The 11,931-nt window shown below is 69.8% G+C and carries 11 protein-coding genes; 4 read left to right on the top strand and 7 right to left on the bottom strand.

The genetic code is table 11. The features are described from left to right. Window positions 1-13 precede the first annotated feature (13 nt). Both OC550_RS05690 and OC550_RS05685 read left to right on the top strand, forming a co-directional pair. On the top strand, window positions 14-2,137 hold the full coding sequence (locus tag OC550_RS05690) for a 3-hydroxyacyl-CoA dehydrogenase NAD-binding domain-containing protein (RefSeq protein ID WP_262106265.1): 2,124 nt from the start codon (window positions 14-16) through the stop codon (window positions 2,135-2,137). 59 nt (window positions 2,138-2,196) lie between these two features. After that, a complete protein-coding gene (locus OC550_RS05685; protein ID WP_262104314.1) occupies window positions 2,197-2,628 on the top strand; it encodes a ubiquinol-cytochrome c reductase iron-sulfur subunit in 432 nt (143 codons plus the stop codon). Window positions 2,629-2,679: 51 nt separating this feature from the next. On the opposite strand, the gene OC550_RS05680 is transcribed toward OC550_RS05685, so the two are convergent. Further along, complete coding sequence (locus tag OC550_RS05680; protein WP_262104313.1) at window positions 2,680-3,864, bottom strand: MFS transporter; 1,185 nt, start codon at window positions 3,862-3,864, stop codon at window positions 2,680-2,682. A 22-nt stretch (window positions 3,865-3,886) separates the two neighbouring features. Then, complete coding sequence (locus OC550_RS05675) at window positions 3,887-5,581, bottom strand: amidohydrolase (RefSeq protein ID WP_262104312.1); 1,695 nt, start codon at window positions 5,579-5,581, stop codon at window positions 3,887-3,889. A gap of 193 nt (window positions 5,582-5,774) precedes the next feature. On the opposite strand from OC550_RS05675, the gene OC550_RS05670 reads away from it, so the two are divergent. Next, window positions 5,775-6,242: an ATPase gene (locus tag OC550_RS05670; protein ID WP_262104311.1), complete on the top strand. Its 468-nt coding sequence runs from the start codon at window positions 5,775-5,777 to the stop codon at window positions 6,240-6,242. A gap of 2 nt (window positions 6,243-6,244) precedes the next feature. Continuing rightward, window positions 6,245-6,565, top strand: coding sequence for a helix-turn-helix transcriptional regulator (locus OC550_RS05665; protein ID WP_262104310.1), 321 nt, complete (start codon window positions 6,245-6,247; stop codon window positions 6,563-6,565). Between the two features lie 60 nt (window positions 6,566-6,625). On the opposite strand, the gene OC550_RS05660 is transcribed toward OC550_RS05665, so the two are convergent. The 5 genes from OC550_RS05660 to OC550_RS05640 are packed head-to-tail and all read right to left on the bottom strand — an operon-like array spanning window position 6,626 to window position 11,895. Then, window positions 6,626-8,278: an ABC transporter ATP-binding protein gene (locus OC550_RS05660; protein WP_262104309.1), complete on the bottom strand. Its 1,653-nt coding sequence runs from the start codon at window positions 8,276-8,278 to the stop codon at window positions 6,626-6,628. Continuing rightward, window positions 8,278-9,009, bottom strand: a complete 732-nt coding sequence (locus OC550_RS05655; RefSeq protein ID WP_262104308.1) for an energy-coupling factor transporter transmembrane protein EcfT — start codon at window positions 9,007-9,009, stop codon at window positions 8,278-8,280. Before OC550_RS05655 ends, OC550_RS05660 begins: the two co-directional genes overlap by 1 nt. A gap of 10 nt (window positions 9,010-9,019) precedes the next feature. Beyond that, on the bottom strand, window positions 9,020-9,808 hold the full coding sequence (locus tag OC550_RS05650; RefSeq protein WP_262104307.1) for an ECF transporter S component: 789 nt from the start codon (window positions 9,806-9,808) through the stop codon (window positions 9,020-9,022). Window positions 9,809-9,868: 60 nt separating this feature from the next. Beyond that, window positions 9,869-10,912, bottom strand: a complete 1,044-nt coding sequence (locus tag OC550_RS05645) for a nucleoside hydrolase (RefSeq protein ID WP_262104306.1) — start codon at window positions 10,910-10,912, stop codon at window positions 9,869-9,871. A gap of 8 nt (window positions 10,913-10,920) precedes the next feature. Continuing rightward, the gene (locus OC550_RS05640; RefSeq protein WP_262104305.1) at window positions 10,921-11,895 is read right to left on the bottom strand and encodes an aldo/keto reductase; all 975 of its coding nucleotides are present in this window, start codon (window positions 11,893-11,895) and stop codon (window positions 10,921-10,923) included. Window positions 11,896-11,931: the final 36 nt, after the last annotated feature.

Raw genomic sequence — 11,931 nt, 5'->3', positions numbered from 1 at the left:
AGAAGGAGCAAGCATGATCCCGGCAGACTACGCAGACCTGGCCGCCAAGTTCCCGGACGAGACGGTGACCCATGCCTACGTCCGCGACGTCGAATTGCCAGGGGCCGGGACGCTCGCCCTGGTGACCCTGGACAATGACCTCGACCACCGCAGGCCGACAACCCTCGGCCCGAACTCGCTGGTGGAGCTTGGCGCCCTCTTCGAGCAGCTGAAGGCCCGCACGGCAGCGGGCTCGCTGGCGGCTGTCGCCGTCACCGGCAAGCCCTACTACCTTGCGGCCGGCGCGGACCTGTCAGCGGTGGGAAGGCTGGCCACCGAGGAGGACGGCCGGCAGATGGCCCGGCTCGGCCACGACGTTTACGGCACATTGTCCGGCCTGGGTGTGCCGACGTTCGCCTTCATCAACGGTGCCGCGATGGGCGGCGGACTGGAGATCGCGCTGGCCGCCGACTACCGCACCGTATCGGTGGCCGCCAACGGGATCTCGCTGCCCGAGGCCTTCCTCGGCCTGATCCCCGGCTGGGGCGGCGTCTACCGGCTGCCGCGGCTCATCGGTCCGCGGAACGCGCTGAAGGTCATGATCGAGAACGCCTTGGGCAACAACAGGGCGCTCAGGGGCCCGGAGGCGTACGAGCTGGGCATCGCCGATGCATGCTTCGAGCCGGCGGACTTCCTCGAGCAGTCCCTCGCCTGGGCCGGCCGCATTCTGGCCGAGGACGCCGAGCGCGCCACAGTCGCGGAGCGCCGCGCGCAGAAGGCCGCAGCCTCCGAGGACGACTGGGAGCAGGCCATTTCCGCGGCCCGCTCCTTCGTTGGTGCCCGGACGGGCGGTGCCGCGCCCGCCCCCGCCAAGCTGCTCGAGGTGATGGCGGCGGGCCGCGGAAAGACGCAGGCCGAATCCGCGGCATTGGAAATCGATGCCCTGGCCGCGCTGATGCAGACCCCGCAGTTCCGCGACACCGTCCACGCATTCCTGGAACTCGTGCAGAAGCGCGCCAAGCGGCCGGCCGGCGCCCCGGACAAGGCCCTGGCACGGCCGGTGGCCAAGGTCGGGATCGTGGGAGCCGGGCTGATGGCGAGCCAGCTCGCACTGCTCTTCGCCCGCCAGCTCAAAGTGCCCGTGGTCATGACGGATGTGGACCAGGCCAAAGTGGACAAGGGCGTGGCGTATGTGCGGGCCGAAGTGGACAAACTGCTCGCGAAGAACCGCCTGGCGCCGGATGCGGCCAACCGCACCAGGTCCCTGGTCACCGGCTCGGTCTCCAAGGAGGCCTTCGCCGATGCGGACTTTGTGATCGAGGCGGTGTTCGAGGACCTCGCCGTCAAGAAGCAGGTCTTCGCCGAAGTCGAGGCCGTGGTCTCCGACGACTGCGTCCTTGCCACCAACACCTCGTCGCTGTCGGTGGGCGCCATGGCCGCAGACCTGCTGCACCCCGAGCGTGTGGTGGGCTTCCACTTCTTCAACCCGGTCGCCGCGATGCCGCTGCTGGAGATCGTCCGTGCTCCGAAAACCAGCGACGAGGTCCTCGCGACGGCCTTCTCCCTGGGCCAGGCCCTGAAGAAGACCACGGTGCTGGTCCAGGACTCCGCCGCCTTCGTGGTCAACCGCGTCCTGCTGCGCCTGCTCGGCGAGATCACCGCGGCGTTCGATGAAGGCACTCCCGCCGAGGTCGCCGACAACGCATTGAAGCCGATGGGCCTCCCCATGACCCCGTTCAACCTGCTGGCCATGGTCGGCCTGCCCGTCGCGCAGCACGTCACGGAGTCGCTCCGCGCGGCCTTCGGCGACCGGTTCCGGGTCTCCGCCAACCTGCAGCGGCTCATCGACGCCGGCGTCACGTCTTTGTGGTCCACGGACGAGGGCGGACGGCAGGTGGTTCCCGCCTCCACGCTGGCGCTGCTCGAGTTCGGCGGGACACCCAGCACGGTCGAGGAACTGCTTCGCCGCACCCAGGACGCCCTCGCCGAGGAAGTGGGCCTGATGCTGGAGGAAGGCGTCGTCCAGGCGCCCGAGGACATCGACCTCTGCATGATCATGGGAGCCGGGTGGCCGCTGCACCTGGGCGGCATCACGCCCTATCTGGACCGGGTAGGAGCCGCCGAACGGACCACTGGCAGGAAATTTAACCAGAAATGATAACCAAGTTGGCCCGTGCCTCTGGAAAAATCCAAGATTCCACGGCAAGAATGGCAGGCATGGAAACCTCACGCCGCTCCCTCCTGACCGTCACCGCCGCCGCAGGAACGGCCGGCGTCCTTGCCGGCTGCTCTCCGTTCCAGGACCTGGTCGGGGATACAAGCGGAAAACCCTCCACCGTCGAAACCAACGGCGCAGCCGTTCGGGTGGGCAAGCTCAGCGAGGTACCGGTCGGCGGCTCCGCCAGCCGGGACGTCGACGGCAAGCCAATCCTGATCCACCGCCCGGACGAGGAGACGGTCCTGGCCTTCAGCGCCAAGTGCACCCACCAAGGCTGCAAGGTCGCGGCGACGGAAAGCGAGATCGCCTGCCCCTGCCACGGCTCGACGTTCGCGCTGGAGGACGGCGCCGTGACGGGCGGCCCGGCCCCCGCGCCGCTCCCCCGCTACGCCGCCGCCATCGACGGCGAGTGGATCACCGTCGTCGTTTAGTACTGTCCTCGGTACGGCGGGACCGGTCAGCCGGTCCCGCCACTTCCGCGACTACCGCCGGACGGGCCGCTGGATTGCCATCGCGCAGGCGAGCGACAGCAGGACCCCGGCTGCCGAAAACGCCAGCATGGCGCCGAAGCCACCGCCGGATGATTCAATCAGCATGCCGCTGGCCATCGGCCCCACGGCGAAGCCGGAACCGATCATCAGGTTGGTCGAGTTCATCACGTGCCGGCCACCGATATCCGTCAAGGAGGAGAGCAGGTACGGCAGGATGAACGTCCAGGCGAACTTGAAAATCATCGCAGCCATGGCGAACCGGATGACGCCGGGAGCACCGAAGAGCAGTGCCACGCCCGTCCCCAGCCCGGCGTAGCCCGCCAGAAGGAACCACCTGCGCTTCGGGCTGTCGCCAAGGAACGTGGCGATCAACGGGGCCGCGATGCCGGGGAGGGTGGCGATGGCCAGGATCAGGCTCGATGTCGGGAGGTCGATTCCGGCGGCCCCCGAGAGCTGGGCCATGAAAGACCACACTCCGCTCAGGGAGACATAAAAGAGCAGCACCGCGGCTAGTCCCACGGCGAACCGGGCCTTCGGTGCGGGACGATCAACCCGCGCGGACCGGAGTGCGGCGGCATCGTCGTCGCCGGGCCGGCGGAGGACCTCGCCGTCGATCATCCGAACGACGGGCAGGCAGCAGAGTGCCAGCGCCGCCATGGTCCAGTAGATGGCCGCGACGGTAGAATCCGCGTACAGCAGCGGGAAACCAAACAGGATGATGGCGCCCATGAGCAACTGGAACACCACGAACACTCCGAAGGCGCGGCTCGGGTTGGCGGTCTTGCCGCTCAGCGTCAGGATGATCACGGTGATCGAGCCCGCTGCGAGCGAAGTCACCACCCGCGCCAGCACCAGCAAGGCGAAACTGTCCAGGAAGCCCGAGACGATGTTGCCGGCAATAACGACGGCGGTGCACACGTAGGTGACCGTCCGCAGGTTCGTCCGGTTCAGCCAGAGGTAGGCGGGGACTGTGGCCAGGCTGAAGGCACCCAGTTCCAGCGAGAACAGCATGCCGAGCTCGGTCGGCGCCAGGTCAAACTGGGCCGCCAGCTTGCCGGCTATGACGGGGGCGATCAGGAGCACCATGTAGAGCACGGCGCTGAAGACAGCGATATACGTATAGATTCCGCGATCCGCTCCTGTTTTTGGGCGCGCGGAAGTCAGCAGTGTAGTCATGGGGCACCTTTCGAAGTTTGGGTCAGGCCGACGCGGACTGTCCAGCCACCGGCATGCCCGCCCGGGCCTCGTCGGCGTCGTACACTTTGCGCCCCGCGAACCAGGTCTGGCGGGCGCTGATGTGGCGAACGGCATCCAGTGGAATGTCGTGCGGATCATCCGGAAGGACGATAAAGTCCGCTGATTTACCTGGAACCAGGGAGCCCGTGACGTCATCGACTCCCATGGCCTCGGCACTGGCCGTGGTGTAGATACGGATTGCTTCCTCCAGCGTGACCGCCTGCTCCGGCCACAAGCTACCGGGGAACTGACCCGTCGGGTCCTCTCGTGTCACGAGGCCGTAGATCCCTTCCCAGGCGTTCGGCGATACCGAGACCGGCCAGTCGGAGCCGCCGGCGACTCTGGCACCGGCGTCGAGCAGGGCCCGGTTGGGCTGCATCCTGGCGGCGCGCTCAGGCGGAAGCACGGTGGCAATGGCCTCGGAAATGACACCCGGGAACCACAGCGACGGCGAGATGTCTGCCGTCACGTCCAGCTCAGCGAACCTCGCGATGTCGTCCGGATGCACGAACTGGCCGTGCGCGACGTGGTACTTGGGCGTAGAGAAGCCCGCCGCCCGGACGTTCTGCACCGTGTCGAGAACGAGCCGCACCGACGCGTCCCCCGTGCAATGGATCTTCGCCGAGATTCCGCGGGCCGCTGTGCCCATGAGCCAATCCTCGAGCTCGGCCGGGTCCATGGTGGTGCTGCCGCAGTGGCACTTGGGAAAGCCGGCATCCGGCAGGTAGGGCTCGATGAAGGCCGCTGTTCCTGCAGGCGGCACGCCGTCCAGGAAGATCTTGATGAAGTCCGGCCGGTGGTGGCGCGAACGGGTTTCCTCCCGGTGCTCGATGATGCCCTCGCCCAGCGGGGTGGTTCCCAGGATGAAATCGTTCGCTTGCATGGACGTGACAACCCAGGCATCCAGGGCGCCCTCGTCGTCCAGCCGCTTGAGGGCCCTCATCAGCTGAAGCGAAGCGGCCGCATCCTGGAACGCAGTCACCCCGAAGGAGTGCAGAATCTCGATGCCTCGCCTGGCGGCCCGGGCCAGCTGCTCCGTGCTCACCGGCTGCAGCCTCGAAAGAGTGTGCTCGACCAGGACGCCACCCGCCTCAATGAGGACGCCGGTCGCCCTGCCGGAGGGGTCGCGCAGGATTTGGCCGCCTTCGGGGTCCGGGGTGCCGTCGCCGATTTCCGCGAGTTCAAGCGCCCGGGAGTTGGCCCAGCGGTTGTGCTTGGAGTCGTCCTTGAGCAGCGCAGGCCGGCCGCCGGTCGCGGCATCAAGGCGGGCCAGCGCCTCCGCCGAGTTCATCTGGTTCATCAGGCCCGATCCCCAGCTGCCGCCGACTACCCATTCATCCCGCCCAAGCGTGGCCGCATAGTCATCGATGGCGGCGAGGAAACCCTCAAGATCCAACGTGGGCGGGGCGTCGAGTTCGAACAAGTCCATCTGTCCGGCGATCATGTGGTGGTTATGGACGTCCAGCAGGCCCGGCATCACATAGGCGCCGGCGAGGTCGAGCACCCGCGTGCCCGGTCCCTGCAGCTCCAAGGCGCTGCTGCCGAAAGCCAGCACAAGTCCGTCCTTGACCGCCATCGCGTTGCTGCGCGGAAGATCCCGATCCAACGTGTCGATAGTGCCGTTGAGCAGCAGTAAATCCGCTGATTCCGTTGCCATGCAGTTCCCCTTCAGGTGCAGTCATCCTACGAATTGAAGTCAGACTAGCCAGCCGACGACGGCGGAACTTGGTTTCCAGCGCACGTCACTTGATTTCTACGGCAGTAGGATCACATCGATCTGCAACTTTTGGGTTGCAGCTAGCATTTCCGTTGTGCAACCATGGAGTTGCATAACAACGGAAGGAACGGCCATGGACGGAACACTGGACCGGATCGAGCGGCAGATCGACATCGAGGCCAGCGCCGAGCGCGTGTGGGAGCTTGTGTCGGAGCCTGGCTGGTACATCAACAACGGAACCATCATCGAGCACCGGATCGAACGGTCCGGGGACGTGGACATCGTGCATGATCCCGTTCACGGAACGTTTCCGATCCGAACAGAGAAGCTTGATGCGCCACGCTATGCCGCCTTCCGCTGGCTCGCAGGCTCCTCCCGCGAGGGGTTCCGGGAGGACGAGTCGACGCTCGTGGAGTTTTGGATCGACGAACGGCCGGAGGGAGGCGTGACCCTCCGTGTGGCAGAGAGCGGCTTCTCCACGCTGCCCGGCGGTGAGGAGAAGCGGCGCAAGGCCCTGGAGGAGAACACCGAGGGCTGGAACATCGAGTTGGCCGCCGCCCGGGCCTTCCTGATGGATGCGGCCACGGAAAGCGCCGGCTAGCGGTGCCGGCACCGCAGCTGGCGCCGGTCTTCGCGGCGCTGGGCGACGAGACCCGTTGGCAGATCCTGACCAGGCTGGGCACGGGGCCGGCCTCCGCCTCGGCCTTGGCAGCCGAGTTCCCGATCAGCCGGCAGGCCATCGTCAAGCATCTCGACGTGCTCCAGGCGGCAGGCCTCGTGGAAACGGCCCGGCGCGGACGCGAAGTCCGGTACAGCGTCCTCGGCGCCCGCCTGAGTTCGCTCGGCCGCGACCTGGAACGTATCGGCTCCGCCTGGGACCGCCGGCTCTCGAGCATCAAGGAGCTCGCAGAGTCGGGACGGTGAACCGCGGCGCGCCCCGGCCGGCTTTTGCAAGTCATGGCGGCGCGGAAGCGGCGGTCCGGACTAGCGCCGCGCTGCTACGCTACGGCCCAATTCCACGGTCCGGTGGCAGTTCTCCCGGGCAAAGGGCAGGTCATGCGTCGACAGCAGGACGCCCGCCCCGCGCCCGGTGGCCGCAGTGAGGATGCGGGCCAGGATCTCGCGGCCGTGCCCGTCCAGCGAGACCGTGGGCTCGTCGAGGATGAGCACCCGGGGACGCCTGGCCAGCACCGTGCCGAGCGCGACCAGCCGGCGCTGCGAAGCGGGCAGTTCGTAGGGGTGCTCGTCGGCCAGGTCCGTCAGGCCGCAATCCGCCAGGGCGGCCTCGACTGCGTCCTGCCCGGGCCGCACCCCTTTCGGGCCGAAGCCAACCTCGCGCCGGACTGTCCGCTCGAAGAGCTGGTCGGCCGGGTTCTGGAAGAGCAGGCCGGCCGAGGCTGCCAGCCGGGTGACGGCAGCGTCCGCGGCGTCGCGGCCGTCCAGGATGACGGCGCCCGTGTCCGGACGCACCAGCCCGAGCCCCATCTTGAGCAGCGTGGTCTTGCCGGCCCCGTTGGGCCCGGTCAGTGCCACGCACTCCCCCGCCCGCACGTCGAGCCAAACGTCGTCCAGCAGCCGCCGGCCCGGCTGCCGGCCACGCGGTCCGGGACGGCGGGCAGTCCGACGGAAGCGTGGACGACGGCGCGGGGTCGCCGGGGCGTCCAGCTCGGTGCGGTCCTCCGCGGGGAAGCTGAAGCCGACGTCCCGGTAGGACAGCAGCACCTCCGGGCCGGAACCGGCGGCCGGATCCGGCTTGCCGGCGGAACCGGGCTCCCCGGGCGGCGGCACGGCGGCGGGTACGGAAGGGGTGCCTGGGCAGCGCCGGGCCGCCGGCCTGCCCGACGTCGCCGGTTCCATGACCGGCCCGGCGACTGCCCCGAATGCGCTATCGGCACCCAACACAACCCCGGCCACGGCAGCTTCACGGCGCACGCCGGCCGCGCCCTCGGCCGTCACCGCGCCGTCCTTCAGCAGCAGCAGGTGTCCGGCTTCTTCCACCAGATCATCGAGCGTCTGGGTCAGGAGCACGACGGCGGTGCCCGCGCCGCGCAGTTCCCGCACCGCGGCGGTCACCCGCGAGGCCACGTCCCGGTCGAGTCCGGCCAGGGGCTCGTCCAGCACCAGCACCGGGGCCCGCCCCACGGCGGCGGCCGCGATGGCGACGAGCCGTTCCTGGCCGCCGGAGAGCCGGGCGGGGTGGCGCGGCAGCAGGTGTTCGAGGCCGAACAGCGCGGCAGCCTCGCGCACCCGCTCCCGCATCGCTGCGAGCGGCAGGCCGGCGTTCTCCAGACCGAAGGAGAGCTCTTCCGCGACGGTGGGACGCACCTGGGACAGGTAGTTCCGCGCATCCTGCGGCACGCAGGACACCTGGCCTGACCACTGCCGGAGGTCGACGGCGGGCGGCTCCGCGCCGCCGTCGTACGCCACCTGTTCCCCGGCGAGGCGGACCGTGCCGGCCATCCGCCCGCCGGTCCGCCCGGGGAGGGTGCCGGCCAGGATCCCGGCGAGGGTGCTCTTGCCGCTGCCGGAGCCGCCGGCAATCACGGTCAGCGTGCCCGGCTCGACGGTCAGGCGGAGCCCGGAGAGCGCGGGGGCGCTGCGCTCCTGGTGCCAGTAGTGCTCAAGCTCCAGCTGCATCAGAGGCCGCCAGCCAGCAGGAACACCACCAGGGCGGCGAGGAACAGCACGGCGGCGGCGGCAGGCAGCTCCCACCGCCGGGCCCTCACCGTGACGTATTGGGTACGTTCGGGGCCGCCAGGGAACCCGCGCAGCTGCAGGCTCACGGATCGCTCCGTGGCGTCCTGGAGGCTGGCGAGCACCAGCGGCACCGCCAGCATCCGGGCCGCCATGAGGCGACTGGCGGGGCCTCGGCCGCCCGCGCCACGGACGGCCTGTGCCTGGGAAATCGCCCTCGCGCGCTCCATCGTGGCGGGCACCAGCGCCAGGGTGGCGGCGATGACGTAGCCGAGCTGGGCGGGCACCCCGGCCCGGTCCAGCGCCCTGACGAGGGCGTAGCGGTCCAGGGTCAGCGAGTAGAGCAGGAACACCGTGGCGAAGGCCGCCACCCGCAGCCCCAGCCCGCCCGCCGTCGTCAATCCCTCCGCCGTCAGGCGCACCGGTCCCCAGGCGAGGAGCACGTGGCTGCCGGTCCGGTCGAATACCGCGTGCACCAGCAGCTGGGAGAGCCAGAGCGGCGCCAGCACCGCGGCGGCCGTGCCCGCCAGGCGCCGGGTGATGCCGCGCCGGTGGGCCAGCACCAGGCACGCGGCGACAATAGCAAGGCTCAACCACCAGCGGTCGGCGGCCAGGCTGACCATGGCAGCGGCGCCGGCAAAGGCCAGGCCGGTGAACGGATGGAGGCGTGCCATCGTGCGGAGGTCAGTCCCGGTTCGCGGCGGCGCGGCGCGGAAGCGGGAACTGCAGCCGGGTCCGCCGCGGCAGGACCAGCACGAGCACGGCCGCGACCAGGAAGGCCACCGCCTTGTCCGCCGGGTCGGAGATCAGAGCCTGCTTGGTCACCGAGGCGAGCAGCGAATCGCCCATGGCGCGGAACATGCCCACGATGGCGCCCGTAGCGGCACCGGACGTGCCGCCGTAGACGAAGGCCGCGACCGGCGCGGAGACCACGGCGGCGACGATGCCGGTGAGGAACCCGGCGACCGGGGCCAGCCAGGCGCGGCGCAGCACCAGCGTGCCGACGGAACCGGCCAGGAAGCCGACCACGGCTGCGCCCGCGGCGAAGGGCAGCACGGTGGGGTTGAACAGGGACCAGACGAGCGAACCGAGCACCCCGGTGGCGGCACCGGCGGAGCGGCCCGCGAGCAGGCCCACCAGCACGGTGCCGATGGAATCCAGGTACAGCGGCACGAGCGTGCTGCCGACGAACTGGCCGAACACGATGTTGAGCACCAGGCCCACGGGGATGACGGTCAGGACGGAGGCCGGCAGCTGCGGCAGGACGCCGGCCAGCAGCAGGACGGCGCCGGCCAGGTAGCCCGCGAAGGCAACGACGGCCGGCCAGCTGGAGAGCCCTGCTGCGGCCTCCGCGGGCTGGAGCAGCACGAGCATGGCGTAGGTGGCGGCGATGAGGGCCGCGCCAACCAGCGGCAGCAGCCGTGTGCGCAGCGTGGCTCTGGAACGGGCGGGCAGGAGCAGGGAATTGGACATAGGTCTTCCTCGGAAAAGCTGGCGGGGATGGGCCTATGTCACCTCGACCCGGTGCCCATTCTACCGAACCGGCCCGGGCTGCCCTTCCAGCCGGCGGGCCAGGGCGGAGATGGAGCCGAGGACTTCGTCGAACACCGCCGGCGGGTCGTTCCAGCTCACGATGCGCGCGTTGGGCTTCCTCCCCCACAGCCCGCGGTAGTCGGCCACGGTGGTGCCCACCAGCGGGCCCGGCGCCGTCTCGACGTGCACGGTGGCCGGCCGGGCGCGGTACTCGACGGTCCCGGCGGCCACGGCCGCGGCGAAGACGTCGTGCACGTGCGCGACGTAGCCCTGGTCGTACTGGCGGTGGAACTCGAAGTAGAAGCGCAGCGCGTCCGAGAGGAAGCGGACCAGCGGGCTGGAGGCCGTGCTGCGGGTCCCCGCGGCATCGTCCGGGCGAAGCAGCTCCTCCGCCGCGCAGCCGGACTCCCGGGCGAGCCGGGCCACATGCGCCGGCTGCAGCTCGATCCGCTCGGTGGTCTCCAGGGCACAGACGACCGGCAACTGCTCCTCCGGCAGCCCCTCGAACGCGGCGAAGACCTCGGCCGCCGCGTGCGGGTCCACATGGGTGTTCCACTCGGCCGTGGGCGTGGTGTTGCCCTGGTAGAAGTAGCAGCCGCCCATGATCACGGTGCGCTTGAGCAGCCGCGGCAGCTCCGGGTCGCGGCGCAGCGCAAGCGCGAAGTTCGTCAGCGGCGCCGTTAGCAGCGCCGTCAGTTCGCCGGGGGCCCGGCGGACTTCCTCGATCCAGAGGTCGACGGCGGCGCGCGGCGAGACCTGTGCGGAGCCTGCGGCGAGTTCCGCGTAGCCGAGGCCCTGCTCTCCGTGCGTCTCCGGGGTGGTGACCAGCGGGATGGACAGCGGATCGCTGGCCCCGGCCGCCACCTCCACGTCCGGCCGGCCGCACAGCCGCAGCAGGGCGAGGTTGTTCCGGGCCACCTGCTCGGCCGAGACGTTGCCGGCGGAGCAGGTGATCGCCGCCAGTTCGACGTCGGGCCGGCTGAGCAGGTAGACGAGCGCCAGGGCGTCGTCGATCCCGGTGTCGTTGTCGAAGATGACGCGCACGGACCGGCCTAGAAGAGGGCGACCTTGGGCGTTGCCGGGAAGATCCCGTCCAGCGCGGCCAGGTCGTCGGCTGATGGCTTCCACCCTGCGGACGAGGCGTTCTGCCGGATCTGCTCCGGCTTGGTGGCTCCGGCAATCACCGAACCGACCGACGGGCGGGACGCGAGCCAGGAGAAGGCCACCTCGATTTCCGCCAGCCCGCGGTCCGCCGCGAACTTGGAGAACGCACCGAGCTGCTCCCAGTCGGCGTCCTGGAGCAGGTTGGTACGCGAATGGCTCAGCCGGCTGCCCTCGGGCGCCTTGCCGTCCTTGTACTTGCCGGTCAGCAGCCCGTTGGCCAGCGGGAAGTACGGCAGCACGCCCAGCCCGTACGCCTCGGCCGCCGGGGTGACCTCAAGCTCCGCCCGGCGGTCCAGCAGATTGTAGTGGTTCTGGCTGGAGACGAAGCGCGTGAAGCCATGCATCCGGGCGGTGAACTCGGCCTCGGCGATCTGCCAGCCGGCACGGTTGGAGTGCCCGATGTAGCGCACCTTTCCGGCCCGGACCAGGTCGTCCAGGGCGGAGAGGGTCTCCTCGATCGGCGTCAGCGGGTCCGGGGTGTGGAACTGGTAGAGGTCGATCCACTCCGTGCCCAGCCGCCGCAGCGAGGCCTCGGCTGCCCTGACGATGTAGCGCCGCGAACCGCGGGCGCCGAAGTCCTCGCCGTTGGCACCGCGCATGTCCATCCCGAATTTGGTGGCGACGACGACGTCATCCCGCCGCTGTCCCAGGGCCCGCCCAAGGAACTCCTCGCTCAGCCCGGGCTCTTTCCCGTAGCTGTCCGCGACGTCGAACAGCGTGACGCCGGCCTCCAGCGCCGCATGTACGACGGCGTCCGTCCCGTCCTGGCTTTCCGTGGGCGTGCCGGCACGGCCCAGGTTGTTGCAGCCGAGCCCCACAGCGGAGACAGTGAGACCGGAGTTGCCGAGTCGGCGGTATTCCATCCTTGGTTCCTTCGCGTTGGCCTATGTAACCCGCCT

This window comes from Arthrobacter sp. Marseille-P9274 (assembly GCF_946892675.1).
In the GTDB taxonomy this organism is placed as follows: domain Bacteria; phylum Actinomycetota; class Actinomycetes; order Actinomycetales; family Micrococcaceae; genus Crystallibacter.
Note: the sequence above shows the minus strand (reverse complement) of the source record. Positions and strands in the feature narration are given on the sequence as shown.

What these genes read in the sequence shown, in the direction of transcription:
- OC550_RS05690 (WP_262106265.1), top strand. Translation starts at nt 14, where the DNA reads ATGATCCCGGCAGACTACGCAGACCTGGCCGCCAAGTTCCCGGACGAG.
- OC550_RS05685 (WP_262104314.1), top strand. Translation starts at nt 2,197, where the DNA reads ATGGAAACCTCACGCCGCTCCCTCCTGACCGTCACCGCCGCCGCAGGA.
- OC550_RS05680 (WP_262104313.1), bottom strand. Translation starts at nt 3,864, where the DNA reads ATGACTACACTGCTGACTTCCGCGCGCCCAAAAACAGGAGCGGATCGC.
- OC550_RS05675 (WP_262104312.1), bottom strand. Translation starts at nt 5,581, where the DNA reads ATGGCAACGGAATCAGCGGATTTACTGCTGCTCAACGGCACTATCGAC.
- OC550_RS05670 (WP_262104311.1), top strand. Translation starts at nt 5,775, where the DNA reads ATGGACGGAACACTGGACCGGATCGAGCGGCAGATCGACATCGAGGCC.
- OC550_RS05660 (WP_262104309.1), bottom strand. Translation starts at nt 8,278, where the DNA reads ATGCAGCTGGAGCTTGAGCACTACTGGCACCAGGAGCGCAGCGCCCCC.
- OC550_RS05655 (WP_262104308.1), bottom strand. Translation starts at nt 9,009, where the DNA reads ATGGCACGCCTCCATCCGTTCACCGGCCTGGCCTTTGCCGGCGCCGCT.
- OC550_RS05650 (WP_262104307.1), bottom strand. Translation starts at nt 9,808, where the DNA reads ATGTCCAATTCCCTGCTCCTGCCCGCCCGTTCCAGAGCCACGCTGCGC.
- OC550_RS05640 (WP_262104305.1), bottom strand. Translation starts at nt 11,895, where the DNA reads ATGGAATACCGCCGACTCGGCAACTCCGGTCTCACTGTCTCCGCTGTG.